This is a genomic window from Mycobacterium sp. NGS61 (genome assembly GCF_059812325.1).
This window is the reverse complement of the sequence record NZ_JCALCL010000002.1, coordinates 457,218-484,026: the sequence shown is the minus strand read 5'-3', so window position 1 is coordinate 484,026 and position 26,809 is coordinate 457,218. Positions and strand designations below refer to the sequence as shown.

The window sequence follows — 26,809 nt, the reverse complement described above, 5'->3', positions numbered from 1 at the left end:
TTGGCGGTTCGCAGGGTTAACCGACTTTCGACGTGAAGACGTCGATCGGCTGTCCCAGCTTCAGCATGAGCAGCGGGATGTGGCGGCTCGTGGAGCGCTGATAGGAGACGTACGGCGGGTACAGGTGGCACATGTACTCCCACACGTCGTGACGTTCGCCACCCTCCGGTTCGCGCCACGTGGCCTCGAAGGCCTGCGTCGCAATCTGCACCCCGATGGTTTCGCTGGCAATGATGTTGAGATACCACTCGGGGTGCGAATCGGCCCCGCCCTTAGAGGCCACGATCACGATCTCCCCTGCGACGTTGCCGTAGATGAGCGGCTTGACGTACGTCTTGCCGGACTTGCGGCCGGTGTACCTGATCAGGCAGTGGGTCGTGATTTCGCGGCCACCGACGGCGCTGACGTCGAAAATGTGGCCTCGGGCTCCGCCCGAGTCGAGGTACATCGCAAGGTGTTCTTGGATCCAGTCACGGCGTTCGGAGCCAATCGCGGCCGCGTCGACGTCGCCCATGAATTCTTCCTTTCGTCGGCGGTCGAGACGACCTCGCGGATCGGACTCGGTTCCAGCCAGGCTATTACAGCGCCGAGACGCACCACGCCCACGGGCACGGCTCGAATCCGTTCGACGTGTACAGCCCGGTCGCCGGGGTGACTTACCCGATGACGTGCACGCAAGCCGGATCAGTGTGCAGGGCGGTAACAACGCTTTGATCTATCTGCGCTAGGCATCGCCCAAGAGTGAACTCGCCGTAACTAATCCGTCTCGCTGAACATTTCCAGGCGCCGGGTCACCCGGGCCAGTGCCTCGTCGAAGATCTCGACTTTCTCGCCGCGTTTCTCGTTGGCCGGTTGAGCGGCGCCCCGGGCACCTTCGGCCTCTACCCGCGCCGCACCTTGGCGCCGTAGCAGACTGAAATTCTTCTCGCGGGCCTGCCGGAGCCGGCTCTGCAGTTCCTTGAGCGACTTCTCGTCCATGCGCGCCAGCGCATCGGGATGACTCTGGCCGATCAACGAATTTTCCTGCGGGGTCAGATTCACATGATGGGTGCTCACCGTTGATTCATACCCGCACCGGACATGCCCTTGGTGACGAACACCGAACCGTCACGCCCGTGCCATTGCGCGTTCACGTCAACCGAACACCGACCAGTAGGGCTCACCTTGGATGACCCGCATCAGAAATTCCAGCGCTTGCTCGGTCTCTTTGTCGGCGTTGTTGCCGTGCGCCAGCCGACATGATTGCGGGTCGACGGCCACGATCCACACGCCTTCCAACCCCTGCTCACGCTCACCAGCGGTCGGTGAAATCACGTCGGCCGCATAGGCAAGTGCACCGGGCTCGGTCAGCCCGTCGCTGTAATCCAGGCAACTCTCGTCACACAAGGTGACGACATGGTAGTGCGGCATCGAGGCCAATCGATCTGAAAGTGTCTGTGCCCTGCCAGGTTCCGCGTCCACACCACGATCCAACACCCTTGCCGCGGGAACGTCAGTGCTTGTCCGACCAGCGGAAGACGGCGAGGCAGGCGATCAGCCCTCCGACGCTCCACGCCGCAAGCACCAGAAATATGCGCCAGTACTCCCAGTTGCCGGCCGGTTCGAAGATCACCATGTCCGCAGGCAGCAACACCGACCGGAAGCCTTGCGCCATCCACTTGACCGGGAAGATGGAGCCCACCGCCAGCATCCACGTCGGCAGTGCCATGAGCGGCACGTAGGTGCCGGACACGAATTGCAGGCCGACCGCCGGACCGTTGGTCAATACCGCCGCCGAGACCGCGTTGCTGGCGAAGTTGCTGACGAATATGCCGAGCAGGGAACAACTTACGATCCCCAGGACGAACACCCAGGACAGGGTGAACCAGCCGAACACATCTGCCGGGAGCCGAAGTCCGAAGCCGAGCACCCCCACCGCCAGCAGGACGACCGCCTCCGCCAGACTGGCGACCGTCACCAGCAGAATCTTGCCGACGAAGTATGAAGCCGCCGTCGTCGGTGTGCCGCGAAGTCGCCGCAGGGCACCGGTGTCGCGGTCGGCAGCAATGCTGATGCCGAGATTGATGAACGAAGTCGACAGGATTCCGTAGGCGAGCATGCTCGCCGCGATCACTGCGCCGGTGCTGGTATCGCTGTTGGGCAGTTTCGCCGAGAAGATCGAACCCAACAGGATGCAGATCACTGCCGGCATCGAAAAGGTCAACACCACTTGCTCGGGCCGGCGGTAAAACATCTTCAACTCGGGGACGGCCCGCGACAACCCGATCCGAAGCGGCGACGGCAGCGTCGAGGCGTGCCCGGTCGCGCGGTATGGCACCGGTGAGGTTTTCCGGACGTCGTCGACACTCATCGACCCGAACCGATCAATTGCAGGTAGGCGTCCTCCAGGGTGGGCCGGGAGACGGTCAGCTGGGCCAGCTCGGCGCCGTCCGTCGACCGCTGTCTGATCAACTCAGTGGGGTGATCCGTCTTCTCCACATGCACTTGACCGCCCTCCACCCACTGGACAGTCGCAGCCGTATCGACGTGTTCGGTCAGCTTGGCCGGTGAATCGACTGCGACCACCCGGCCGCCGGCGATGACGGCGACGCGGTCTGCCAGGGTGGCGGCTTCGTCGAGGTAATGGGTGGTGAGCAGGATGGTGGTGCCGTCGCGCGCCAGCAGCCGGATCAGTTCCCAGAAGCGCCTCCTGGCTTCTGGATCGAACCCGGTCGTCGGCTCATCCAGGAAAAGGAGTTCGGGCATCCCGACGATCCCGAGTGCCACATCGAGCCGGCGGCGCTGTCCCCCGGACAGATTTCGCACCTTCGATTGGGACGCCGACGCGAGTCCGACGAGCTCGAGGACCTCGCCGGGAACCCGGCTCCGCGCATAGCATTTGGCGAACATGTCCACCGTTTCAGACACTTTGAGCATCCCGAAGTCGCTGGCTTCCTGCAGCACTATGCCGATCTTGGCGCGCCAGCTCCGGCCTGAGGCGTCGGGATCTTCGCCCAGGACCCGCACCGATCCGCGGTCCCGGCGCCGATGGCCCTCCAGTATTTCGATGGTCGTCGACTTGCCGGCGCCGTTGGGGCCGAGGATCGCAAAGATCTCCCCGTACCCGACGTCGAGGTCCAGATCCTGCACGGCCTGCAACGTTCCATAGGCCTTCGACAGACCCCGCACCTGCACTGCGGACGACTTATCTGATTGACGCACAGTGGAATTCACCACTACGAACGTCCCGGCTCGGGACCGTCAGGTGATTGCTCAAGTTCAGCCAGCAATGCCCGCAGGTCGGCGTCGGACAGGCTTTCCAGGAGATGCTCCACGTCGTCCGCAGCGCGCGGCTCCGGTTGCGGTTCGGTGTCCGGCAACGAGCTGGCGCCGTCCAGATGCAGGTCGGCCAGTATCCGCGCGGCCAGCGAGTTGACGCTGACACCTCTGAGCAGTTCCAGCACCGGAAGTTCGATACCGAACATCGCACTGATCCGGGCCCGGAAATCCATGGCCATCATCGAGTCCAGGCCGATGTCGTTGAGGATGTCGTCGGGGCCGATATCGCCAGCCGCGACTTCGAAGACGGCGGCCACCACCTGCCGAACGTGGTCTGCCACCGCCTCGAGTCTCTCGGCTTCGGGGCGGCCGGTCAGCGAGTCGATCATCGTGGTGTCGGGGTCCTGATCGACCGTCGCTTCGGTCGTTCCCAGATCGGCGAACATTGCGGGAAGCCGGCCGCCGAAGCCGGCGCGACGGGCTCGCATCCAGTCGGCGCTGATCGCGACCACGTTGGGGGTCCTCTGCGTGATGAGCCGATCGAGGATCCGGGCGCCGGCGGCGGGCGTGATGAGCTCGATGCCGCGCTGGGCGTAGACCTTTTCCAGCTTCAGCTCTTCGACCATTCCCACTGACCACGGACCCCACCCGATGGTGAGAGCGGGCAGTCCCTCGGCCTGCCGCAGGTGCGCGAATGCGTCGAGGAAAGCATTGGCGGCAGCATAGTTTCCTTGACCGGGTGCGGCGATAACCGAGCCGGCGGACCCGAACAGGACGAAGAACTCCAGGTCGTGACCGCGAAAAGCGTTGTGCAGCACCCGGGTACCGGTGACCTTCGGAGCCATGACCCGCGTGAAGTCCGGTTCGGTCATGTTCACCAGGAGCTGATCGTTGACACATCCCGCGGCGTGCACGATTCCACGCACCGGCCGGCCGCCTTGCCGGACGTGGTCACTGAGCCACGATTGCACCTGATCGGCGTCGGTGATGTCGACCCGGGCAGTGCTCACCTGGGCACCGAGGCGCTCGATTTGTGCCAGGTTGCTGACGGTGTCGTGATGCCGGTGCCCAGGAAGTATCGACGACCATTGGTTTCTCGGCGGGATCTCACTGCGGCTGAGCAGCACGATGTGACGGGCTCCGCGTTCGGCGAGATACCTCGCGACCGTGCGCCCGAGAGCTCCGAGCCCACCGGTGACCACATAGGTCGCGTCGGGCGTGAGTTTGGTGGGGAATGGCTCGGTCAGGCTCTGGCTCGGGCGCAGCCGCGGCACATACGTCACGTCTCCGCGGATGACGATCTGATCCTCGGCCTGGTCATCAAGGTTGTCGGCCAGAATGTGTTGGCAGACACGCAACGCCGTCTGCTCGCGATCACCGGCATCGTCGATGTCGATGAGTCCTCCCCACTGGCCGGCCAATTCTTGGTGACCGACGACCCGTCCGAGTCCCCAGATGGCGGCCTGGTCGACGGCGATCGCATCGGTGTCCGGCGCCGGTTGCGCTTTGCCGGTGATCACGTAGAGGCGGGGCTGGATGGCGTCGTGTGCGGCGAAGGACTGGATGAGGTGCAGAATCGTGAAAACACCGATCCGGTAATGTGTTTCGGTGGATCCGGTGTCCGCGCAGATGTCCAGCGGCCACAGGTTGATGACGCCGGCGAGGCTGCCTTCTTTCTCCAGATGTCTATCGAGCAGTTGCTGAAATTGTTCCGGATGCCGCGGGTCCAGCGCATAGCCGCCGTCGATCTCGGTCAGTCCGCTGACGGGCTGGTAGATGACCGTCTGGACCCGTTGACCACTGCGGTGCAGTTGTTCGACCAGGGCGGTTCCTATGCCGTCGAGGTCGAGCAAGACGAGCCAGGACGAGCTGTCGGGCACCGACGCGTTGGCGGCGGGCCTCGTTTCGGTCTGCGCGACCCATTGAATCTCGTAGAGTCCCTTGTCCACCCGTTCGGGCGACATCCGCGATGACGCGCTCAGCGATTGCACGGTGAAGCCGTGGATCGCGGCCAGGGGTTCGCCGTCGTCGCCGGTGATCGTGAGGTCGCATTCGATCTCGTCGGTGGTTGCCGAGGTGACACGTGCGTGTACGGCCATGACTTTCTCGGGGGGACCGTAGATGGCGCTGCGCCGGATTCGGGTCGGCAGGTAGGGACTGCCATCGTTGTTCTGGCTGTACAGCGGTGTGCCGAGCAATGTCTGGAAGGCGCCGTCGATGAGTGCCGGGTGGAAGCGGTAGGCATCCACGTCCTGAATGATCGTGGCGGGCAAGCTGATCTGGGCGATGGCCCACCCGTCTCCGGAGGTGATGCCGGTAACGGTCTGAAACGCCTCGCCGTAGTCGAACCCCGCGGCGCGGGCTCGGGTGTAGAACTCGTCGCCGTCGATCGTTGTCGCCTGCTCGGTGCTGCTGGCGTTGTCGTCGCGGCCAGGGGCGCGCGACAACGTATTCAGCGCTGCTGTCGCGGTGATCGTCCAGCTCATTTCTCCGCCGGCGGTGGCTGTGAACGCGGCGAACTCGATAGCGCCGGTGTCCCGGTTGAGGGTGGTCCGCAGGATTGGATCGCAGGTTGCGTCCAGGATCAGGGCACGGTGCAGCGAGAGGTCGACAACGCTGTAGTCGCTCGATCCATACGCTTCTTTTCCTGCCGCCAGGGCGATCTCGATATATACCGCCGCGGGCACCACGACACTTCCCTGCACCTGATGATCGGCGAGGAAGGGCGCGATGGTGGTGTTCAGCTCGGCCTCCCAGGTCGGGTGCACGGCGCTGACCGGTTGCCCCAGCAGCGGGTGCACCGGGTGGTAGTGCAGGTCCTCGGCCGCTTCCTGAGTTTCGTTCCAGTACCGCTTGTTCTGCCACGGGTAGGACGGCAGCTTCAGCAGCCGCGCACCCGTCTGGGGATAGAGCACGTCCCAGGCGACCGAGTGACCGTGACAATGCAGAGCGCCAACGCAGTTCAACAGGGTACGGCTGTCGTCCTCGTTGCGTCGTTGGCTGGCCAGGACCTTCACGTCGAGCTGCCGGCTTCGGCCGATCTCGGCGATCGATGCCGCGAGGACGGGATGTGGGCCAAGTTCGACGAAGTGGGTGTAGCCGTCCTCGAGCATGCGACGCAGCGCGGGTTCGAAAAGGACGGTGGCGCGGGTGTTCTGCCACCAGTAACCGGCGCCGGAAGGGTAGTGGTCCAGTCGTTCCCCGGTGACGGTGGAGTACAGCGGGATGGCCGCGGCCTGTGGCGACAACGTGTCCAGCGCGGTGCACAGGTCGTCTTTGACCCTGTCCATGTAGTGCGTGTGATAGGGCACCTTGCCGGTGAGCAATCGGTTGAAGATCCCGAGTTCGTCCAAGTGGCGGGCGATGTCGTCCAGCACGTCGCGATCGCCGGCGACGGTGACCGCGGACGGGCTGTTGATCGCGGCGATGGATACCCGCTCGTCAAATGTTGCGATATCGATGGTCTGGGTGAGCGACTCGGCACTGAGTCCGACGGCGAGCATCCGGCCCAGCCCGCTGGTGCGTTGCTGAAGCCTGCTGCGGTGGAAGATCACCTGGACCGCCTGCTCGAAGGTGAGGACACCGGCAAGGTAGTGGGCGGCGACTTCCCCGGCGCTGTGTCCGATCACCGCGTCGGGGGTGACGCCGAACTCGCGAAGTTGTTCGGCCAGTGCGACCTGGATGGCGAAGTTGGCAGGTTGCGCGACCTCGGTTTCGCTCATCCGCGAATGACCTTCATCGGATCGAAGCTCGTCCAGCAGAGACCAGTTGGTGTGCTGGGCGAGTTCGCGATCGGTGCGCAACAAACTCTCGGTGAAGGCCGGATAGGAGTCCAGCAGGTCGCGGCACATCCGCCACCACTGAGGGCCCATCCCGGTGCAGACGTAGGCCAGCTTCGGCGCGATCGGGGTGCGGCCGACGGGGACAGCGTCGGAGAGGGCCTGGAGTTGTTCCCGCGCTTCGGCGATGCTGCCCGCGACCAGGGTGCGGCGATAGTTGAGGTGAGAGCGCCGCCGGCTCAACGTGTAGCCGAGATCGTGCAGGGTGGTATCCGGGTGGGCGTTCAGGTGCGCCGCCAACTGGTGGGCCTGCGCCGCCAGGGCCTCCTCGGCGCGTGCCGAGATCGGCAGTATGGCCGGCCGGTTCCGCCGAGGTGGGCCTTGGATACCGGCCGGGGCGGGCGGCTCGGCGAGCACGATGTGGGCGTTGCTGCCCCCGAAGCCGAAGGAGTTGACGCCGGCCACCCGCCGTTTGCCGACGGGAAACGCGCGCCCGGTGCGCGGTATCTCGACGCCGAATTCCGCCAAAGGTATGTGACTGCTGGGGTTTTCCAGATGCAGGTTGGCGGGGATGTAACTGTGTCTGAGCACCAGCGCGGCCTTGATGAGGCCGGCCGCCCCGGCGCCGGCCTCCAGGTGTCCGATGTTGGTCTTCACCGATCCGATCAGCAGCGGATCTGCGGGGGGCCGGTCGGACGCGAGCGCGTTGGCCAGGGCACGGACCTCGACAGGATCGCCGACCGGAGTACCGGTGCCGTGCGCCTCCACGTACCCGACGTCGTTGGGCTCGACGCCGGCTCGTTGCAGCGCTGTCGTGATCGCCGCCTGCTGCGCGTCAGCGCTGGGTACGGTGATGCCGTCGGTGTGGCCGTCCTGCGACACGGCGGTGCCGAGGACTTGCGCATAGATGTCATCGCTGTCGCGCAGAGCGTGCTCGAGGAGTTTGAGCACCACCACCGCGCCGCCTTCGCCGCGCGCGTAGCCGTCAGCGGATTGGTCGAATGCTTTGCAGCGCCCGTCCGGGCTGAGGAACCCACTCTTCGATTCCGCGATCGCCGTGTTGGGCCCGATCATGATGTTGACGCCGCCGGCCAGGGCGAGATCGCACTCACCGTTCCAGATGCTTTGTGCCGCAAGGTGTACGGCGACCAGCGAACTCGAGCAGGCCGTGTCGATCGTCATGCTCGGGCCACGGAAGTCGAATGCGTAGGAGATGCGGTTGGCGAGCATCGTCATCATCATGCCGGTGGCGGAATGGGTCTTGAATCGGAAGCGACTGGTACGACCCTGGTTTTGCAGGAGTTGGTAGTCGAGAGTGAAACCACCCATGAAGACACCGACCTTGCTGCCGGCCAACGCCTCCGCGGGTATCCCCCCGTCCTCCAACGCTTCCCAGGTGGTCTGCAGCAGCAGACGCTGCTGCGGATCGAGCAAGTTCGCCTCGCGGGGCGAGATGCCGAAGAACTGGGGATCGAATTGGTCTATCTCATCGAGAAACCCGCCTCGGCGGGTGACCATCTTGCCGACTTTCGCCGGGTTTGGATCGTAGTATTTGGCTGCGTTCCACCGGGTCTGCGGGACCGTGCGGGTGGCGTCGGTCTCGTTGCACAGCAGCCGCCAGAAAGTGTCCGGTGTGTGCGCGTCGCCCGGGAAACGACACCCGATCCCCACAATCGCCAAGGGCTTTCGAGTGACGTGTTCGGCAGACATGTTCACCTCTCCCCTGTCGGGCCGCCGCGATACCCGACCGGCACCGCGCAACCGGATCTCGTGTTTGTTCTGGGTCAACTGAATTCGAGTGCGGGTGTGGTGCCGAGAATCCAGTCCTGACTGACCGGGTTGCCCGGTTGCTCACGGCGGTAGATGGCGCGCAGCTCCTGCAGAAAGGAATCCCGTTGCCACGCCTGCACCTGTCGCATGACATCGTCGTCGGCAAACCTGTCGCGATGTTGTGCGATCACGGTCTCGGCCAACTGGCCCGCCAGCTGGCGCAATAATTGGGCATTGGCGTCGAATTGCGCGCGGAAGTCAGAGGCAACGCCCATCATGGCGGTGTGCAGCGTGACCATGAATTGCAGCGGTGCGAATAAGTCAACGAAACCTGATGCGGGAGAAGACTGTTCCACTGCTGCCCACTCCCGGAAGAACCGTTGCACGCGATTGCTGAGGTCGATCAGCCCCTGCAAATGCGGTACGACTTCGGGATCATCGGCGACACTGACGAAACGGCCATTGCTGTACAGCAACCCCAGGAAGCCCCAGTAGAACGCGATGTCCCAGATCACCTTGGCCGACATCACAGCGGGTGAACCCATCAGCGGGTACTGGTTGCAGTACACGGCAAGCCACATGTCGGTCAGCGAACGGAACAGCGAGTCGCTGATTCCGGAACGTGCGACCACGTCTTCGCCGTCGAGGTCCCGGGTGATCATGTCGGTGATCAGGCCATTGCCGATGGCGACCAGGTCCAGTCCCGACGAATACAGCGGGTCCAGGAACACTCCTGAATCGCCGGTGAGACACCAACGGTCACGTCCGTCGAAGATCTTGTTCGCGCCGTGGCTGTAGTGCTTCATCACCCTGAAGTCCTTGATCAGGTGCTCGTGCTCGGCCAGCACCGCGGCGCATTGCGGTTCGTGCTCGCTCAGCCACGCCCGAGCTTTCGCGAGCGTGTTGAAAGTGTGGAACGGGTGCGCCACCGGGTCGGCGACGATGCCCACGCTGGTCGCTCCGGAAGCGAGTCGGATGAGCCAGACCCAATACCCCTCACCCATCAAGTGATTGGTCGACAAGGCCCGGTCGCCCTCGACCAAGCGGGCGTGCCAGTTCTGGTCGTCGCTCCACTGGCCGATGTCGATCTCCATGCCGATGCGTAGCCATACCGCGTTGCAGTTGTGTTCGTTGGCCCGGCGCAGATCCAGTTGTCGCGGCAACGCCCGATTCCGGCCCGACGCATCGACCACCCAGCGAGCCGTCGTCTCAGTGGTCGCGTCGCCGTGCTGAAATGTCACGGTGTGGGAACCGGTGCCGTGGCCGAAATTCACGGATCGCACTCGGCCACAGACGATTTCGACGCCTTGGGTCAGGCACCGACGGTTCAGCTCGTTCTCCAACCTGCCGCGGTCGATTTGATAGGTCACCTGGGGTGTGAAGGTGGAGCTGCCGAGCTCGACCCGTTGGGCGATGTCGGTGTTCCCCGCGTTCGAGAAGAACATTCGCAAGCCCATCTTGCGGAGCTGGGAATCCCGCAGATGGTCGGCCAGGCCCAGCCGGTCCCTGAGGTAGTGGGCGGCGATCTCGACTGTGGACTCGCCGACCGTGTGGGTGATCTCCGGTACCGGATGCGGGTTCGGTTCGATGATGAGGATCCGCGTTTGTGGGCGGACGATCTTCATTTCCAGTGCCAGAGTGAGGGCTGCGACCCCGCCGCCGATGACGGCGACCTCGTAGTCAGGGGCAGCGGCGTCCGTATGGGAAAGGCGCGCTCTGATCCGGTGGGCCAGAGCTTCTCGTGCTTCGGGGCTGAGTTGCGAAAGCTCTGTTCGTACATCCATACGGCCCCCTCACACACGCGGGTTCAGTCAATTACTTAATATTTAAGAAGTTACACCAAGCCGCATTCATTCACCCGGTGAAGGCAAGCCGTCGTCGACAGGGGTTCTGCTGCCGCATCCGACAGATCGCTGGACATGGTCCCGAACTGTTGCTACCCGCATTTCGAACCAGGAGACGTGACCTGTGCCTGCAGCAACTGCCATACATTTCTTTCTGGAACTGGCGGTGATTCTGGGGACCTGTCGAATTGTCGGAATGCTGGCGCAGCGACTCGGTCAACCACAAGTCGTGGGCGAGATGCTTGCCGGCGTGCTGCTCGGCCCCTCACTGCTGGGACGCATTGCCCCCGGGGTGCAACACGACCTGTTTCCTCCGGGTCAGGCCAACGTCGTGCTCTACACGGCGGCGCAGATCGGGCTGGTGCTCTAGATGTTCCTGATCGGGCTGAACTTCGACGTCAACCTGATCAAACATCGCGCCGGCACCGCCGCGGCCGTCTCCGCGGCCGGCATCCTCACCCCGCTCGCGCTGGGGGCGCTGGTCGCTGGGCCGCTGCTGGCGAGCGGAACATTCTTCGAAAAAGGCGTCACCCCGGTGATGGCGATGATGTTTCTCGGCGCGTCGATCGCGACCACCGCGTTTCCCATGCTCGCCCGGATCATCTTCGAACAACGACTTTCCGGCACCCCGTTGGGCACCCTCGCACTGGCGTGCGGCGCCGCCGACGATGCGCTGTCCTGGTGCATCTTGGCGACGGTGCTGGCCATTCACCGGGGCAATCCCACGCTGGCTGTGGTGGCGATAGTCGGTGGCATTGTGTACACGTCGCTGGTGCTGACGGTCGGACGGCGCATGCTGTCCAGGCTGGGAACCATCTCTGAACGCCAGAACACCGTCAGCGCGCCCACGCTCAGCGCGGTATTGATTCTTCTGATGGCATGTGCGTGGTTCACCGACACCATTGGGATCTACGCCATTTTCGGCGCCTTCATTCTTGGTGTCGCCATGCCCTCCGGATTTTTCGCGCGACATCTCACGGCCAGCCTCGAACCGCTTGTAACCACCTTCCTGCTGCCTCTGTTCTTCGTGTATTCGGGGCTGAACACCCAGATCGGACTGGTCAACAGTCCAACGCTGTGGGCGGTGACCCTGGGAATCCTGGTGATCTCCATTGCGGGGAAAGGGATTGCCTGCACACTGGCTGCGCGCCTGAACAAGGTGCCGTTGCGCGAGTCCGTCGCGCTGGGTTCATTGATGAATGCCCGCGGGCTGATCGAGCTCATCCTGCTCAATATCGGGCTGGAAGCAGGCATTATCACGCCCACGCTGTTCACCATGTTGGTGCTGGTGGCGATCATCACCACGCTGATGGCCACGCCGATATTCGAGTTGGTCTATGGGCGATACCGGGTGAGCGAGCTTACCCGCCGAGAGACAATCGAACTCATGCCTGCCGAATCCTCCACCCCACCACCTTCTGCGCCAAATCGGCCACGGCCGCGGGTCACGCCGGAGGACTTCGAGCGGTTCAGTGATGAGGAGCAGATGCGGGAGGCATCCGACGAAGGCAGGCTGTGGGACGAGCGGCCGCCGCATCACTGACCGGGCCGTACAGTCAAACCTCGCATCAACCGGGTTCCGCCGCTGCCGCGTTCAGCATCCGCGCCGAACTGGCACCGGTAAACATGAGCAGAGAAATCATTTCTTTCCTGCGGCAGCACCAGAAGATCACCTTGCCAAGCAATTTTGCCCGACGGCCGATGTGCTGACCCGTGTCCCGAAGAAAGGCGCCTGCGTAATCGGCTACGTGATGTGGGAAAACTGCTACGCGGCCAACCGATCACGGCATACCCAACGGGTGTCCTGATCGGCGCGGCACCGGCACTAAGGTGGGTCGCATGGGGCGTCCGTACCTTCGCCTGGTTCCGCAGCAGTCGTCACGCCCTGATCTGCGTCGCGCTCGGCGACGAGATGACGTGGTCTACCGGATCCGGGTGCACCTCGACGACAGCGATCCAACGATCTGGCGGCGCCTAGATCTGCGCTCGAATCTGACGCTGGACCTGGTGCACCAAGTCCTTCAGGTGGCGTTCGACTGGACCGACTCGCACCTGCACCGCTTCTCACTCGGCGGTGGCGCCTTCGACCATCACAGCCAGCTGTTCCTGTGCCCGTACGACGTGGACAACAAGGAGTGGCCCGACGAAGACGATGACGGTCTGCCCGCCGCCGACACTCGGCTCGACGAAACCCTCAGCGAGCCCGGTGATGTCCTGCACTACCTCTACGATTACGGCGACAACTGGGAGCTGACGCTGCGCCTGGAAGAGGTCTGCGCTGCCGAAACCGGCTGTCCCGCAGCGGTTGTCGTAGACGGTGAGCGCGCGGCACCGCCAGAGGACTGCGGGCATCTGGTCGACTCCGACAGCCTTTCCCAGGTGCTGGCCGACCCTGCGTTCTTTGATCTGGGAAGGGTCAACGGGGGCTTCGACAGCGCGTACTTTGTGCTGCGTGAAGCCGGCATCGATGAGCGTCTGGTCGAGCTGGTTCACCGGCTCACCTACACCCCTTACGGTGACGACCTGACGGTGGCGGCGCTCACGCTGATCGGCCCGCAGTCGCTGGATGCGGTTGATTTGCCCGATAATTTGCGGCCGTACAACTGGTTCCTGGACCGCGCGAAGGACGGCGGCATTGCGCTGACGAGCGCTGGGTATCTCAAGCCGGTTGATGTCGGGGAATCCTCCAAAGTCGTTCCCGCAATGCATGATTGGATCGGCAAACGCTATCGCGAGATCGACTGCGACCCGCTGCTGCGATTCCGCCAGGGCGTGCAGTCTTTGGGGTTGTTGCGCAAGCACAAGGGAACGTTGCTATTGACCAAGGCTGGGACAGCGGCCCAGCGTGACCCCGACAGACTGTGGGACCATTTGGCCGGTCGGCTGATCCCCAAGTCCGACATGACGTTTGAAACGCAAGCCACCCTGCTCATGCTGGCCTTTGCGGCGGCTTCGACCGACTCCGCATTGCCGTTCGAGAAGGTGGCGGCGTTGCTGACCGAACTCGATTGGCGCCACGCCGACGGTCGGCCTGTTTCTGCAGCCGCCCTGCGCCAACTCCCCGTCTTTGATGTCCTGATCAACGTGACCGATCAGCCCGTCACCTGGATGCGTGGGGACATCGTGAGTCCCGCGGCAGCGGCGCTGGCGCGTCGGGCGCTCGGCGGGAGTTGACCGTATCCACCGAAGCACGTCTGCGAGCCTGATGCGCACCACTTCGGCGTCATCGTGTTGACCCTGCCCGGTGTCAGGGTTGGAGTGAGGTTCTGCGGGGTATTAGACGCCAAGAGTAACTGGGGAACGGGTGCCGAAACCGTCCTGACGTGCGCTGGCAACAGTGCACGGATCTACGGGTCACCCCGCCGATGCCTCAAAAGGTGTCGTTGATCTGCGCATAGATGGGGCTCCCCGGCAGGATTGTTGCCACCGCCACGCAAAAACACACGGGTCAGGACCAGCGACGGCCCGTACCGACGCTCAAAGTCGGGGCATGACCGAGGCATGCCACTGAACCGGCTGATCAAAATGCTCTGATCTGCGTCGGGCTGACAGGATTTGAACCTGCGACCACTTGACCCCCAGTCAAGTGCGCTACCAAACTGCGCCACAGCCCGCCACTGCCGGCGTCAACCGGCAGCAGGTCGAAATCCTACCGCAGCATCAACGCGAGACCGCCAGGCCCTGCGACGGTCACAAACTGCTGAGGTCTGAGAGGATCGACTGCGCCGCCGAGACCAGCACCAGCGTTTCAAAACCCGCGGCGATCGAGAACAAGCCGACATCAGCGGCAATCGGATTGCCGATTGCGTTGATCAGCCCAACCGGGTCGCCGGCGAGGGCTTGTCCCAACCCGTCGGCGAACAGCGAGACATCGTAGGCGGGCAGGGAGAGCAGCGCCGTCGTCGCGAAGTCGGCAGTGGGCAGCACGACCGAATAGCCGCCGGCGACCGCGCTGGCGACGGTGTTGACGGCGCCGGTCGGTGAGGCGAGGATGCGCTCGATCACCCCGAGTGACGGCTGCGGAAGCGAATCCAGCAGGCTCGACAGTGACGCGTTGGACACCACCGCCTGGACTTCCCGGGCGAAATCGCCAACGCCCTGCTGCGCACCGCCCACCAGCGCGCCGGTGACCTCCCCCGGGGCGAGCGGCGGGAGCCGCCCGAACGGAGGCACATTGGGCGGTCCGGTCGACCACCCCTGGTGCGGGCTGCCGTAGCCCAGGTTGACCAACACCCGCACGTCCGGCTCGATCAAGCTCGCCAATGGCCGAACCGGCCTCGCTGAGCGCCGAAACGAACCCAACCAGATCCGGTGGCGGCGGAGCCAACGTCGGCGGTTTCCCAGCTTTCAGCGGCGCCGCGCACCCCGCTTCTCCCGCACCCGCACATTGATCCGGATCGGACTCCCCTCGAACCCGAACGTCTCACGCAGCCGCCGCTCCAGGAATCGCCGGTAGCCCGCCTCCAGGAAGCCCGAGGTGAACAGCACGAACGTCGGTGGTCGAGCGGCGGCCTGAGTGGCGAACAGGATGCGCGGCTGCTTGCCGCCGCGCACCGGCGGCGGGGTGGCCGCGACGATCTCCTTGATCCAACTGTTCAGCGGACCGGTGGCAATCCTGGTGTCCCAGGACGCCAAAGCGTTCTCCATCGCCGGCACCAGTTTCTGCACCGCCCGGCCCGTTTTGGCGGAGATGTTGACCCGCTGCGCCCAACGCACTTGCACCAGCTCGCGGTCGATCTCCCGGTCCAGCAGATCCCGGCGGTCCTCGTCGACCAGGTCCCATTTGTTGTAGGCCAGCACCAGCGCCCGCCCGGCCTCGATCACCATCGACAGCACCCGCAGGTCTTGCTCGGTCAGCGGCTGGGAGGCGTCGATCAGCACGATCACCACCTCGGCGGCATCGATGGCCCCGTGGGTGCGCACCGAGGCATAGAACTCGTGGCCGCTGGCCTGCCCGACCTTGCGCCGCAGCCCGGCCGTGTCCACGAAGCGAAACACCTTGCCGTCCAGCTCGATCAGCGAGTCCACCGGGTCGACGGTGGTGCCGGCGGCGTCGTGCACCACCGAACGCTGATCGCCGGCCAGCTTGTTCAACAGCGAGCTCTTGCCGACGTTGGGCTTGCCGACCAGGGCGACCCGTCGCGGTCCGCCGCTCTGCGACCCCGCCTCGGCCACCTCGGGCAGCGCCGCCAGCACCGCGTCCAGCAGGTCGGCGACCCCGCGACCGTGCATGGCACTGATCGCGTGGGGCTCGCCGAGTCCCAACGACCACAGCGCGGCGGCGTCGGATTCGCTTCTGTCGCTGTCAACCTTGTTGGCGGCCAGGAAAATCGGCTTTCCGGCACGCTGCAGGATGCGCGCGGCGGCCTCGTCCGCGGCGGTAGCGCCCACGGTGGCGTCGACGACGAGGATCACTGCGTCGGCAGTGCGCATGGCGACCGAGGCCTGCTCAGCGACCAACTGCTGCAGGCCTTTGGCGTCGGGCTCCCATCCCCCGGTGTCCTGGACGACGAACCGGCGACCGGTCCACAACGCGTCGTAGGACACCCGGTCCCGAGTCACCCCGGGCACGTCCTGCACCACCGCCTCACGTCGCCCGATGATGCGGTTGACCAACGTCGACTTGCCGACGTTAGGTCGCCCGACGATCGCAACGACGGGTGCAGGTCCCGATTCGGCGAACTCGTCCAGCTCGGAATCGCTTAATTCCCAGTCGCTTTCGTCAGACCAGATGCCGTCCTCGGTCATCGCGTGGCCTCGCTTCGCTGAGTCACCAGATCCTGCAGGTGCGCGATCACCTGATCCTCGGTCATGTCGCTGGTGTCGACGATGATCGCATCCGAGGCCGCACGCAGCGGGGACACCGTTCGGGTGGAATCGAGGTGGTCGCGGCGGCGCACATCGGCCAGCACCGCCTCGTAGTCGTCGGGCAGGCCCGCCTTGACGTTCTGCGCATTGCGTCGCTCCGCGCGGGTTTCCGCCGAGGCGGTCAGGAAGATCTTGACCGACGCGTCGGGGAACACCACGGTGCCGATGTCGCGCCCCTCGACCACGATGGTGTCCGGTGCTTGCGCCAGCTGGCGCTGCAGATCGACCAGTCGGGTACGCACAGCGGGCACCGCCGACACCGCCGACACCGCGCGGGTGACGTCGTCACCGCGGATCTGCGACGACACATCCTCTCCGGCGAGTCGAAAGCTGCTGGCACCCGGGTCATATCCCACCGACAACTGCACCTTTGAGGCGCATTCGCCGACTGCCTGAGTATCAGCGGGATCGATGCCCTGGCGCAGCACGGCCAGCGTCACGATCCGGTACATCGCCCCGGTGTCGAGGAAGCGGGCATCCAACCCACGCGCCAATCCCCTTGCGACGGAGGACTTTCCGGTACCGGCAGGACCGTCGATGGCGACAACCGTCACAATCCCACCGCCTTATACAGTTGCCCGATCTCGTCCTGCCGTAACGCCCGCACCGAACCGGGACGCTGCTTGCCCAACGTCACCGCGCCGATGTCGGTGCGCACCAACGCTTCCACCGGATAACCCACTGCGGCCAGCATGCGTCGCACGATGCGGTTGCGTCCTTCGTGCAGCGTCACCCGCACCAGCGACTTGCCGGGTATCGCGTCGACCACCGCGAAATCGTCGACCCGGACCGGACCATCGTCCAAGTCGATTCCGGCGCGCAGCTGCTTGCCCAGTCCCCGCGGCACCGAACCCGTCACGGTGGCAAGGTAAGTCTTCGGGACCTCGTGCGAGGGGTGCATCAACCGGTGCGCCAGTTCGCCGTCATTGGTCAACAGAATCAGGCCTTCGGTGTCGGCGTCCAGCCGACCCACATGGAAAAGATTCTTGTTGCCGCGGACCTTTCGCTCGATCAGGTCGCCGATGCAGGCCCGGCCGCGGTCGTCGGACATGGTGGAGTGCATGCCGCGGGGCTTGTTCAAGGCCAGATAGACCAGTGAGTCGTCGAGCACGACCCTGGCTCCGTCGACGCGGATCACCGATGCGTCCGGATCGACCCGGGTGCCCAGCTCGGTCACCACCTGACCATCCACCTCGACGCGACCCTCCATGATCAGCTTCTCGGCTGCGCGCCGCGACGCAATTCCCGCCTGCGACAACACCTTTTGCAGGCGGGTGCCCTGCGGCTCCTCGAATTCGACCATCAGTCGTGATCCACGTCGAAGCTCAATGCCTGATCGGCCGACGGGCCGCCGCCGAGTTTGATGAACCGGGGTTCGCTGTCCAGCGAGTCGCTGATGTCGTCGATGGTGTCGACGTCGGGAAGCAGCGGCGCGATATCCGGCAATTCCGTCAATGAGGTCAATCCCAAACGCTCCAAGAACAATTCGGTGGTGGCGAAGGTCATCGCACCGGTGTCTTCGTCGCTGCCGACCTCGGTGATCAGCCCGCGCGCCAACAACGTACGCATCACCGCATCGACGTTCACCCCGCGCACCGCGCTGACGCGCGCGCGCGTCACCGGCTGGCGGTAGGCCACCACTGCCAGCGTCTCCAGGGCGGCGCGGGTCAGCTTGGTCCGCGCACCGTCGAGCAAAAGCTTCTCGACGTAGGGCGCGAACCGGGCGCGGGTGTACAGCCGCCAGCCCTCGCTGTTGTGCCGCAGATCGATGCCGCTGTCACGCGTGGTGAGTTCGTCGGCCAGCTGTTCCAATCTGGCGGTGATCCGGTAGACCGGTTGCTCGGTCGCCGACGCCAGGGCCTCCGCGGTCACCGGCGTGTCTACCACCAACAGCAGCGACTCCAGCACTCGGCCGAGTTCATCCGGATCAAGTTCCAGCGGCTCAGCGATGTCCGGGATGCCAGCGTCCAGATCGGGCGTCTGGTCAGTCATGGTCTCGCGTTTCTAATAAAACTTCGCTGCTGGGCCGCTCCCCGGTCCACGACACGTGAAGCACGCCGAGGGGCTCGGACTGGTCGAATGCTACCGCCCGAGAGCGATACAGTTCGAGCAGCGCCAGGAAGCGCCCGACGATCTCGACCGGCACCGTGCAGTCGGCGACCAACTCGGAGAACGACGCCCACTGCCCATTACCCCGGCTCTCCAACATCGCCAGAATGTGCCGGGCCTGTTCGGGCACCGACACCGTTTGCACGTGCAGATGCCCGACGCCCACCGTCGGAACCGGGCGCGGCGTGAACGCGATGGCCGCGATCTCGGCGAACTTCGCGGCGTCGACGCCGAGCATCACCTCTGGTAGCAGGCTCGCGAAGCGATCCTCCAGCGACACCGCTCGGGGGTAGCTGCGCAGCGCGGTCGCCTCCAATTCGGCGAACATCTCCGCGACGTGCTTGAACGCGCGGTACTGCAGCAGCCGCGCGAACAGCAGGTCGCGCACCTCCAGCAGAGCAAGGTCTTCTTCGTCGTCGACCTGACCTGTGGGCAGCAGTCGGGCTGCCTTGAGATCCAGCAGTGTGGCCGCGACCACCAGGAAGGCGGTGGTCTCCTCGAGGTCGAGCTGGGCGCCGATGGCCTTCGTGTAGCCGATGAAGTCGTCGGTGACCTGGTGCAACGCCACCTCGGTGACATCGAGCCGGTGCGCGAAGATGAGCTGCAACAGCAGGTCGAACGGCCCTTCGAAGTTGTTCAGCCGGACTCGAAAGCCATCCGAGTAGCCGCTCTCGGGTGCGGCGTTCACACGCCGAATCGGTCGATGAACTCGCGCGCCAAGGCCCGATATGCGACGGCGCCGCCGGACCGGGGGGCCCAGGTCGTGATGGGTTCGCCGGCGACACTGGTCTCCGGGAAGCGCACGGTGCGGGTGATCACGGTGTCGAACACTAAATCACCGAACCGCTCGACGACACGGGCCATCACTTCGCGGGAGTTGACGGTCCGCGGGTCATAGCGGGTGATCAGGATGCCGCTGATGTCCAATTTGGGGTTCAGCCGGTCACGCACCTTGTCCACGGTGTCGGTGAGCAACGCCAGCCCGCGCAGCGAGAAGAACTCACACTCGGTCGGGATCACCACGCCTTCCGAGCAGGCCAATCCGTTGACAGTGAGCAGCCCCAGCGAGGGCTGGCAGTCGATGAGGACGTAGTCGTAGCGGTCCAGCACCGGGTACAGTGCCCGGTTCAGCGTTTGCTCCCGGCCCACTTCGTTGACCAGCTGGATTTCGGCGGCGGACAGATCGATGTTGCTGGGCACCAGGTCCAGGTTCTTGACCCGGGTGTTGATCAGCACGTTGTCGATCGACGTCCGCGGCTCGACCAGCAGGTTGTAGACCGTCTTGTCCAACTCCCAGTGCGGCACACCGAGACCCGCCGACAGTGCGCCCTGCGGGTCCATATCCACCAGCAACACCCGTCGGCCGTATTCGGCCAGGGCGGCACCCAGATTGATGGTCGAGGTGGTCTTGCCGACGCCGCCCTTTTGGTTGCACATCGCGACGACTTTGGCCGGGCCGTGGGCGGTGAGCGGTTGGGGGTCCGGGATCGCCCGCGGCGGCCGGCCAGTAAGGCCGATCTCCGGGCCGCTGTCGGGTCGGTCGGTCATACCCGGTCGTGACTGGTGGTGACGGGCGCCTGGTTGGACATCGCTGGAAAGTCTAACGGCTGCCCCCGCCGGTACCGGCCGACCCGCAGGTGACGCGACCAGCAATTATCGTCGTATTGGTGATGGAGTCACGACAGTCACATCCGTCACATTTGTACCGCGGCAGCGACGCCGATCGTGCTGCACGGTGTGGGCCTATGGTGGGTCACTATGGACCTGAAGCGACGTATACCTCTGCTCCGGTGGTCGGTCTGGCGGATGGCCACCGGTGCGCGCAACATCACCAAAACCGGCCAGATCGGCGACGGGCGCGAGGCTGCGGCCGTGGACTATGTGCTGAACAACGCCCGCGCCGGGGATCTTGACGGTGTGCTGGCCGCTATCGATAAGTTCGCCTACGAGAAGTCCATCTTGATCAACGTCGGCGACGAGAAGGGCCAGCTGCTCGACGCGGCGGTCAAGCGCACCAATCCGGCGCTGGCCCTGGAACTGGGCACCTACCTGGGTTACGGCGCGCTGCGAATTGCGCGGGCCGCCCCCAACGCCGCGGTGTACTCCGTCGAGCTCGCCGAAGCCAACGCCGCCAACGCCCGCCGGATCTGGAGTCATGCCGGCGTGGCCGATCGGGTGACGTGTGTGGTCGGGACCATCGGCGATGGCGGACGCACCTTGGACGTGTTGGCCAGTGAGCATCAATTCGCCTCTGGGGCAATCGATTTCCTCTTTCTCGATCACGACAAAGATGCGTACCTCGATGACCTGCAGAGCATTGTGGACCGCGGCTGGCTGCATCCCGGCTCGATCGCCGTCGCCGACAATGTCCGGGTACCGGGTGCGCCGCAGTATCGCGCCTACATGCACGAACAAGAGGGCAAGTCGTGGCGAACGGTCGAGCACAAGACCCATCTGGAATACCAGTCCATGGTGTCCGACCTGGTGCTCGAGTCCGAGTTCCTGGGGTAGGTTCCCTCGCGAGCAGACGCAAAAGCCCCTTATTTGCGCTGTCAGAGGGGGCTTTTGCGTCTGCTCGCGAGAGTAAGGGAGCTACTGGGCGCGGGGGTGCGCGCCGGCCCATACCTCGCGCAGCGCATGCACCGTGACCAGCGTGTAGATCTGCGTCGTGGTCACCGACGCGTGGCCCAGCAACTCCTGCACCACGCGGACATCCGCACCGCCCTCGAGCAGGTGGGTGGCGAACGAGTGCCGCAGCATGTGCGGCGACACCCCTGAGGTGATGCCGGCACGCTCGGCGGAATCCTGCAGGACCTGCCACGCGCTCTGCCGGGACAACCGCCCGCCCCGGGCGTTGAGAAAGATCGCCGGGGTGCCGCGGCCGCGTCGGGCCAGGTCGGGACGTCCCCGCACCAGGTAGGCGTCCAACGCCTGCACGGCCGGACGTCCGATCGGCACCAGCCGCTGCTTACCGCCCTTGCCCCGCAGCAACACCGACCGGGCGTGCGTGTCGACGTCGTCGACGTCCAGGCCGACTGCCTCGGAGATCCGTGATCCGGTGGAGTACAACAATTCCAGCAGCGCGCGGTTACGCAACGTCAACGGCCCGTCCGCGGCGTCCTCGCCGCCGGCGGCTTCCAGCAGCGCCAGCACCTGGTCGATGGTCAGGCTCTTGGGCAACCGGCGGCCCGGCGTCGGCGGTCGCACCGCCCGCGCCACATCCAGTTCCGCCAAACCCTCCGCGGCGGCGAAGCGGTGCAGCCCGCGCACCGCGATCAACGCCCGCGCTGCCGACACCGCGGACAGCGCTACCGATCCGGACTCCGGGTCGCCGCGTCGCAGCGCCACCAGGAATTCGCTGACGTCGCTTTCACCGACCTTGGCCAGATCGTGAATTCCACGCTCTTCCAGATGCTTTGAGTAACGACGCAGGTCGCGTCGGTACGAGCTCAAGGTGTTCGCCGCAACGCCACGCTCGATCGTCAGATGGTCGAGATAACCCTGCATCTGATCATCGAGGGTCAGCGTCGTCACTGCCCTGCCTTGCGCTTGGCGAAAGCGCCGGGCTTGTCCAGCCACAGGCTGTCCAGCGGGCGCGGCTGGGCCAACCCCTCATGCACGGCGTGGGCCGCCAAAATCCCCGCGATGGCAATCGAATTGACGATCTCCCCGCTCAGCACCCGCTGCACCGCGTCGTCGACGGCATACCAGCGCATGGTCATGTCGGCTTCCTCGTCCTGCGCCTCGGGCCGCCCGATGTCGCGCAACCCGGTGGCCAGATAGACACGCACCGATTCGTCGCTGTAACCCGGAGCGGTGTTGACGTCGAGCAGCACCTGCCAGGTGTCGGCGTGCAGGCCGACCTCCTCTTCGAGTTCGCGCTCCGCCGTCCGGTGCGGTGCCTCGCCGGGCGCGTCGAGCAGCCCGGCCGGCAACTCCCATATCCGGCGACCATAGGTGTGGCGGTACTGATAGACCATCGCGATTTCGTTGTCGTCGTTCATCGCGACGATCGCGACGGCGCCGTAGTGCTCCAGCACTTCCCGTTTTGCGGTGTTGCCGCCGGGCATCCGGACTTCGTCGCGCCGCAACGCGAAAATTGCACCCTGATAAAGGGTTTCGGACGCTACGGTCTCGAAATCGTGCTCAGCCACGGGTGACGGGTTCGGGTAACGGTTGGCCGACACTGCCACGATGCTCGTTGCCGTTGGGCGCATGCTGATCGGGATATTCCGGGATTTCGACAGGCAGCAGTTCGCCGGCCTTGTAGTCGATGGCCGCTTTGACGAATGCGACGAACAACGGGTGCGGACGGGTGGGCCGGCTCTTCAGCTCCGGATGTGCCTGAGTGCCGACGACGAACGGATGCTGATCGGGGGGGTACTCGACGAATTCCACCAGGTGCCCGTCCGGTGAGGTCCCGCAGAATCGTAGGCCGCTCTCCGCGATCTTCTCCCGGTAGGCGTTGTTCACCTCGTAGCGATGCCGGTGCCGCTCGGACACCGAGGTAGCACCATACGCTTCGGCGACAATCGAATCTTCCTGCAGCACAGCGGGATAGGCACCTAGCCGCATGGTGCCGCCCAGATCTGCCTCGCCGGCCACGATGTGTTCCTGGTCGGCCATCGTGGAGATCACCGGATCCGGTGTGTCCGGCTCGAACTCGGCCGAGTTCGCCTCGGTGAGCCCCACCGAGCGGGCGGCTTCGATCACGATGCACTGCAGACCGAGGCACAACCCGAACACCGGCAACCCGCGGGCCCGCGCATGCCGGATGGCGCCGATCTTGCCTTCGATACCGCGGATGCCGAACCCGCCGGGGATCAGCACCCCGTGCACGTCGGCCAGCGCGTGCGCGGCGCCGCTGGGAGTCTCGCAGTCATCGGAAGCCACCCAATGGATTTCGACCTTCGCGCGATGCTTGAAGCCACCGGCGCGCAGCGCCTCGCTGACCGAGAGGTAGGCATCGGAGAGTTCGACGTATTTGCCCACCAGAGCAATTCGCACGGTGTCGTGGGGTTCGTGCACCCTGCGCAGCAGGTCGTCCCATTCGGTCCAGTCGACGTCGCGGAAGGGCAGGTTGAGCCGGCGGACCACGAAGGCATCGAGTTCCTCGCGGTGCAACACCTTGGGGATGTCGTAGATAGAGGGCGCGTCCGGGGTGGAGATGACGCCGTCGATGTCGACGTCACACATCAACGCGATCTTGTTCTTCAGCGCCTCGGGAACGACCCGATCGCAGCGCAGGATCAACGCGTCCGGACTGATACCGATGCTGCGCAGCGCGGCCACCGAGTGCTGGGTGGGTTTGGTCTTGAGTTCCCCGGACGGCGCCAGATAGGGCACCAGCGACACGTGCAGAAAGAACACGTCCTCGCGGCCTAGGTAGTGACGGACCTGGCGGGCGGCCTCCAGGAACGGTTGCGACTCGATGTCACCGACGGTGCCGCCGATCTCGGTGATGACGACGTCGGGACGGTTGCCTTCGGCGTCCGGTTCGGCCATGGCCAGGATGCGCCGTTTGATCTCGTCGGTGATGTGCGGGATGACCTGAACGGTGTCACCGAGGTATTCACCACGGCGCTCCTTGGCGATCACCGTCGAATACACCTGTCCGGTAGTGACATTCGCAGAACCTGACAGGTCGCGGTCGAGGAAGCGTTCGTAGTGTCCGACGTCGAGGTCGGTCTCGGCGCCGTCCTCGGTGACAAAGACCTCGCCGTGCTGAAACGGATTCATGGTGCCCGGATCGACATTGAGATACGGGTCGAGTTTCTGCATGGTCACGGCCAGTCCGCGGGCGGTGAGCAACTGTCCGAGGCTGCTGGCGGTCAAGCCTTTGCCCAGTGACGACGCGACCCCACCGCTGACGAAGAGGTGCTTGGTGGCAGTCTGCGGATGCTTGCGCAACTGGGCGACCTCCGTGAAGACGGGCAGGGCGATGCATGGAATTCAACGAACTGGGCCTGCCGACCCACGGAAACCCACCCTAACATCCACCGCGTCGCGCCGCGGGTAACACGCCCTTACTCGGGAACGGTCACCGACGTCGCGCCGTGTCCGGTGCCGAAGTGCGCCGGATGCGCGCCACCGAGCAACTCGTGCAGCGCCAGAATCGTGGTGATCCGCCCGGACTCGGCGTTGACGTCGTCAACAGTGCTCACCGCACCCGCCATGGCGGCATCGGCACGGGCCACGGCCACCGCCGCACTGCCGCCCGCCGAGCCGTCGCGCCCGGCCAGCACCGTGCCGGAGCCGTGTGGGGCCAGCGCGGCGGCGAACCGCGCCACCGTGACCCCTTGATTGCCGGCGTCGGCCGGTAGCCCTCCGCCGGTGACGACGATCGCCGCGTTCGCCACGCCGACGTGTTGGCTGGGCTGATAGGTGATGAAGCCGGTCTCGCGCAGGGCGGCCAGGACGGTGTCGCGCTGGGCCTCGTCGACGGGCGGCACATCTGGCTTGGACGTGGTCAGCAGTGCGATACCGAGCAGGTCGCCCGCCTGCGAGCCCTGGTCGACCAGTTTGGTGCTCAGTTGTGAGCCGGCCGGCAATGCCGTCGAGTTGACCACCGAGCGCAACTTCTCCCCCGAGTTGGCTTCGACGAACTCGTGGGTCAGCGACACGGTTCCGGTGATCGAGCCGCCGGCCTGCCCGACGATCTTCGACACCCGGGCGACGTCGTCATCCTTGGCGTCGGGGGTTCGGAAAACGACCACCGCCTTGCCGGTCAGCGCGTCGTGCACGATCCGGCCGAGCACTTGGGCATCGAAATTGTTTGCCGCACTCAGCTTTTCGTTGAGCGCGTTGCGCTGGTCGTTGAGTCCGCTCACCTGTGCGGCCAGATCGCGCTTCTCGTTACGCAGGCTGGACAGCACGGTGTCGGAGAAGAACCCCGAGCCCAGCACAACTCCGATGGCCAAGGCCAGGAAGACCGCGGCCAGCGAGATCGCATGTTGGCGTAACGAGATCATGACGAGTCCGATCTAGGAGATTAAGTGCTGGATCCAGAGCGTGAAGCGGTTCCAGTAGTCGGCAACCCAGTGCAGCACCACAGCGTCGGTGCGCGACACCCACAGCACCACGATGATCGCGATGAGCATCGTCAGCGCCAGGAGCGCGATGGCACCCCCGGAGATGTGGTTGCGGTACAGGGTGGCGACCGCCCTGGCGTCCACCAACTTCTCCCCCACCCGCAACCGGGTGAGGAACGTCGAGGGGTTGCTCTGCGAGCGGGTGCGGTCGAAGAACGTCTCGATGTTGGCGGTGTGGCCGGCGGTGACCAGCAGCGCAGCGCCGTGGTGATCGGCCAGCAGCAGCGCCAGATCGGTCGCCGACCCGGCGGCCGGGAACGTCATGGCCCCGACACCGAGATCCTGGATGCGCTCCAGACCCGGGGCGTGCCCGTCGGCGTCGGCGGGCAGCACCACCTGCGCGCCGCACTTGAGGACTTCGGTGCTGATCTGGTCGGGATCGCCCACGATGAGTTGCGGACGGTAGCCCGCTTTGCGCAGCACGTCGGCGCCCTGCCCGACGCCGACCAGCACCGGCTGGTACTCCTTGATGAACGGCTTGAGGGACTTCAGATCGTCTGCGGCGCTGGGCTCCTCGGAGACGATCACCACATGCCGGCGCCGCATGTCGACGTCGATGTCGGGGATGCCGATTCCGTCGATCAGCAGCGGACTCTCGCTGCGGATGAACTCGATGGTGTTGCCGGCGAACGCTTCCAGGTGCGCAGCCAGTCCGCTCTTGGCCTCACGCATGAGGTCGGCGATGTCGTGATCGGTGCGTTCGGTGCCCCGGATCAGTCGGCGGTCACCGGAGTACACCCCGCCCTCGTGCAGGCGGATCTTCGCGCCGTCCTTGACCTTCTTGAAGATTTCCGGCCCGGTCTCGTCGATCAGGGTGACCCCGTTGTTGACCAGCACCTCGGGCCCGAGGTTGGGGTAGCGACCCGACACCGAGGGCGAGGCGTTGACGACGGCGGCGATGTCAGCTTCGACCAGGGCATCGGCGGTGATGCGGTCCAGGTCCAGGATGTCGAGGACCACGATGTCGCCGGGGCACACCCGGCGCAGCAGTCGGTCTATATTGCGGTCCACGCGAGCGGTGCCGGTCAGACCCGGTCGGTCAGTGTTGCGAGATAGAAGTGCTGACATCTTCATGGGGGCTGATTCTGTC

General features: G+C 65.0%; 21 protein-coding genes, 1 tRNA gene and 1 pseudogene. 3 read left to right on the top strand and 20 right to left on the bottom strand.

The features are described from left to right. Positions 1-16: 16 nt before the first annotated feature. The 7 genes from AC5Y3Z_RS06815 to AC5Y3Z_RS06785 all read right to left on the bottom strand — a co-directional run bounded on the left by AC5Y3Z_RS06815 (position 17) and on the right by AC5Y3Z_RS06785 (position 10,591). Entirely contained in the window at positions 17-514 is a 498-nt protein-coding gene (locus AC5Y3Z_RS06815) for a nitroreductase/quinone reductase family protein (RefSeq protein ID WP_463825311.1), read from the bottom strand. A gap of 242 nt (positions 515-756) precedes the next feature. After that, a complete protein-coding gene (locus AC5Y3Z_RS06810) occupies positions 757-1,056 on the bottom strand; it encodes a hypothetical protein (protein ID WP_463825310.1) in 300 nt (99 codons plus the stop codon). A 78-nt stretch (positions 1,057-1,134) separates the two neighbouring features. Next, a complete protein-coding gene (locus tag AC5Y3Z_RS06805; protein ID WP_463825309.1) occupies positions 1,135-1,410 on the bottom strand; it encodes a hypothetical protein in 276 nt (91 codons plus the stop codon). Between the two features lie 82 nt (positions 1,411-1,492). Next, entirely contained in the window at positions 1,493-2,350 is an 858-nt protein-coding gene (locus AC5Y3Z_RS06800; protein WP_463825308.1) for an ABC transporter permease, read from the bottom strand. Next, positions 2,347-3,201, bottom strand: coding sequence for an ABC transporter ATP-binding protein (locus AC5Y3Z_RS06795; RefSeq protein WP_463825307.1), 855 nt, complete (start codon positions 3,199-3,201; stop codon positions 2,347-2,349). The genes AC5Y3Z_RS06800 and AC5Y3Z_RS06795 overlap by 4 nt, the downstream gene beginning before the upstream one ends. Before the next feature lie 14 nt (positions 3,202-3,215). Next, a complete protein-coding gene (locus tag AC5Y3Z_RS06790) occupies positions 3,216-8,747 on the bottom strand; it encodes a type I polyketide synthase (RefSeq protein WP_463825306.1) in 5,532 nt (1,843 codons plus the stop codon). A gap of 74 nt (positions 8,748-8,821) precedes the next feature. Next, the gene (locus AC5Y3Z_RS06785) at positions 8,822-10,591 is read right to left on the bottom strand and encodes an NAD(P)/FAD-dependent oxidoreductase (RefSeq protein WP_463825305.1); all 1,770 of its coding nucleotides are present in this window, start codon (positions 10,589-10,591) and stop codon (positions 8,822-8,824) included. Positions 10,592-10,847: 256 nt separating this feature from the next. Between AC5Y3Z_RS06785 and AC5Y3Z_RS06780 the strand changes: the two are divergent. Continuing rightward, a pseudogene (locus AC5Y3Z_RS06780) lies at positions 10,848-12,194 on the top strand (cation:proton antiporter). A 296-nt stretch (positions 12,195-12,490) separates the two neighbouring features. Beyond that, positions 12,491-13,825: a plasmid pRiA4b ORF-3 family protein gene (locus AC5Y3Z_RS06775; protein ID WP_463825304.1), complete on the top strand. Its 1,335-nt coding sequence runs from the start codon at positions 12,491-12,493 to the stop codon at positions 13,823-13,825. Between the two features lie 366 nt (positions 13,826-14,191). Here AC5Y3Z_RS06775 and AC5Y3Z_RS06770 read toward each other — a convergent pair. The 8 genes from AC5Y3Z_RS06770 to AC5Y3Z_RS06735 all read right to left on the bottom strand — a co-directional run bounded on the left by AC5Y3Z_RS06770 (position 14,192) and on the right by AC5Y3Z_RS06735 (position 20,176). Then, positions 14,192-14,265, bottom strand: a tRNA-Pro gene (locus AC5Y3Z_RS06770). 76 nt (positions 14,266-14,341) lie between these two features. Next, the gene (locus AC5Y3Z_RS06765) at positions 14,342-14,914 is read right to left on the bottom strand and encodes a hypothetical protein (RefSeq protein WP_463825303.1); all 573 of its coding nucleotides are present in this window, start codon (positions 14,912-14,914) and stop codon (positions 14,342-14,344) included. A gap of 84 nt (positions 14,915-14,998) precedes the next feature. Beyond that, positions 14,999-16,399, bottom strand: coding sequence for a ribosome biogenesis GTPase Der (gene der, locus AC5Y3Z_RS06760; RefSeq protein ID WP_463825302.1), 1,401 nt, complete (start codon positions 16,397-16,399; stop codon positions 14,999-15,001). Next, positions 16,396-17,073, bottom strand: a complete 678-nt coding sequence (cmk, locus tag AC5Y3Z_RS06755) for a (d)CMP kinase (protein WP_463825301.1) — start codon at positions 17,071-17,073, stop codon at positions 16,396-16,398. The genes der and cmk overlap by 4 nt, the downstream gene beginning before the upstream one ends. Continuing rightward, the gene (locus AC5Y3Z_RS06750) at positions 17,070-17,822 is read right to left on the bottom strand and encodes a pseudouridine synthase (protein WP_463825300.1); all 753 of its coding nucleotides are present in this window, start codon (positions 17,820-17,822) and stop codon (positions 17,070-17,072) included. Before AC5Y3Z_RS06750 ends, cmk begins: the two co-directional genes overlap by 4 nt. Further along, on the bottom strand, positions 17,822-18,511 hold the full coding sequence (gene scpB / locus AC5Y3Z_RS06745) for an SMC-Scp complex subunit ScpB (protein ID WP_463825299.1): 690 nt from the start codon (positions 18,509-18,511) through the stop codon (positions 17,822-17,824). The genes AC5Y3Z_RS06750 and scpB overlap by 1 nt, the downstream gene beginning before the upstream one ends. Further along, positions 18,504-19,316 carry a segregation/condensation protein A gene (locus tag AC5Y3Z_RS06740; RefSeq protein ID WP_463825298.1) on the bottom strand — a complete coding sequence of 271 codons (813 nt, stop codon included), beginning with the start codon at positions 19,314-19,316 and terminating at the stop codon, positions 18,504-18,506. The genes scpB and AC5Y3Z_RS06740 overlap by 8 nt, the downstream gene beginning before the upstream one ends. Beyond that, positions 19,313-20,176 carry a ParA family protein gene (locus tag AC5Y3Z_RS06735; RefSeq protein WP_463825297.1) on the bottom strand — a complete coding sequence of 288 codons (864 nt, stop codon included), beginning with the start codon at positions 20,174-20,176 and terminating at the stop codon, positions 19,313-19,315. Before AC5Y3Z_RS06735 ends, AC5Y3Z_RS06740 begins: the two co-directional genes overlap by 4 nt. 210 nt (positions 20,177-20,386) lie before the next feature. On the opposite strand from AC5Y3Z_RS06735, the gene AC5Y3Z_RS06730 reads away from it, so the two are divergent. After that, positions 20,387-21,139, top strand: coding sequence for an O-methyltransferase (locus tag AC5Y3Z_RS06730; RefSeq protein WP_463825296.1), 753 nt, complete (start codon positions 20,387-20,389; stop codon positions 21,137-21,139). An 81-nt stretch (positions 21,140-21,220) separates the two neighbouring features. Here AC5Y3Z_RS06730 and xerD read toward each other — a convergent pair whose 3' ends face one another. The 5 genes from xerD to steA all read right to left on the bottom strand — a co-directional run bounded on the left by xerD (position 21,221) and on the right by steA (position 26,793). Then, positions 21,221-22,135 carry a site-specific tyrosine recombinase XerD gene (gene xerD, locus AC5Y3Z_RS06725; protein ID WP_463825463.1) on the bottom strand — a complete coding sequence of 305 codons (915 nt, stop codon included), beginning with the start codon at positions 22,133-22,135 and terminating at the stop codon, positions 21,221-21,223. Positions 22,136-22,158: 23 nt separating this feature from the next. Further along, entirely contained in the window at positions 22,159-22,782 is a 624-nt protein-coding gene (locus tag AC5Y3Z_RS06720; RefSeq protein ID WP_463825295.1) for an NUDIX domain-containing protein, read from the bottom strand. After that, positions 22,775-24,538 carry a CTP synthase gene (gene pyrG, locus AC5Y3Z_RS06715; protein ID WP_463825294.1) on the bottom strand — a complete coding sequence of 588 codons (1,764 nt, stop codon included), beginning with the start codon at positions 24,536-24,538 and terminating at the stop codon, positions 22,775-22,777. Before pyrG ends, AC5Y3Z_RS06720 begins: the two co-directional genes overlap by 8 nt. A gap of 116 nt (positions 24,539-24,654) precedes the next feature. Next, positions 24,655-25,599 (bottom strand): copper transporter, encoded by a 945-nt coding sequence (locus tag AC5Y3Z_RS06710; protein ID WP_463825293.1) that lies wholly within the window; start codon positions 25,597-25,599, stop codon positions 24,655-24,657. A 12-nt stretch (positions 25,600-25,611) separates the two neighbouring features. Further along, a complete protein-coding gene (gene steA / locus AC5Y3Z_RS06705; protein ID WP_463825292.1) occupies positions 25,612-26,793 on the bottom strand; it encodes a putative cytokinetic ring protein SteA in 1,182 nt (393 codons plus the stop codon). Positions 26,794-26,809: the final 16 nt, after the last annotated feature.

Coding starts and splice junctions, on each gene's coding strand:
- AC5Y3Z_RS06815 (WP_463825311.1), bottom strand. CDS start 514: ATGGGCGACGTCGACGCGGCCGCGATTGGCTCCGAACGCCGTGACTGG.
- AC5Y3Z_RS06805 (WP_463825309.1), bottom strand. CDS start 1,410: ATGCCGCACTACCATGTCGTCACCTTGTGTGACGAGAGTTGCCTGGAT.
- AC5Y3Z_RS06800 (WP_463825308.1), bottom strand. CDS start 2,350: ATGAGTGTCGACGACGTCCGGAAAACCTCACCGGTGCCATACCGCGCG.
- AC5Y3Z_RS06790 (WP_463825306.1), bottom strand. CDS start 8,747: ATGTCTGCCGAACACGTCACTCGAAAGCCCTTGGCGATTGTGGGGATC.
- AC5Y3Z_RS06785 (WP_463825305.1), bottom strand. CDS start 10,591: ATGGATGTACGAACAGAGCTTTCGCAACTCAGCCCCGAAGCACGAGAA.
- AC5Y3Z_RS06775 (WP_463825304.1), top strand. CDS start 12,491: ATGGGGCGTCCGTACCTTCGCCTGGTTCCGCAGCAGTCGTCACGCCCT.
- der (WP_463825302.1), bottom strand. CDS start 16,399: ATGACCGAGGACGGCATCTGGTCTGACGAAAGCGACTGGGAATTAAGC.
- AC5Y3Z_RS06750 (WP_463825300.1), bottom strand. CDS start 17,822: ATGGTCGAATTCGAGGAGCCGCAGGGCACCCGCCTGCAAAAGGTGTTG.
- scpB (WP_463825299.1), bottom strand. CDS start 18,511: ATGACTGACCAGACGCCCGATCTGGACGCTGGCATCCCGGACATCGCT.
- AC5Y3Z_RS06735 (WP_463825297.1), bottom strand. CDS start 20,176: ATGACCGACCGACCCGACAGCGGCCCGGAGATCGGCCTTACTGGCCGG.
- AC5Y3Z_RS06730 (WP_463825296.1), top strand. CDS start 20,387: ATGGACCTGAAGCGACGTATACCTCTGCTCCGGTGGTCGGTCTGGCGG.
- xerD (WP_463825463.1), bottom strand. CDS start 22,135: ATGCAGGGTTATCTCGACCATCTGACGATCGAGCGTGGCGTTGCGGCG.
- AC5Y3Z_RS06710 (WP_463825293.1), bottom strand. CDS start 25,599: ATGATCTCGTTACGCCAACATGCGATCTCGCTGGCCGCGGTCTTCCTG.
- steA (WP_463825292.1), bottom strand. CDS start 26,793: ATGAAGATGTCAGCACTTCTATCTCGCAACACTGACCGACCGGGTCTG.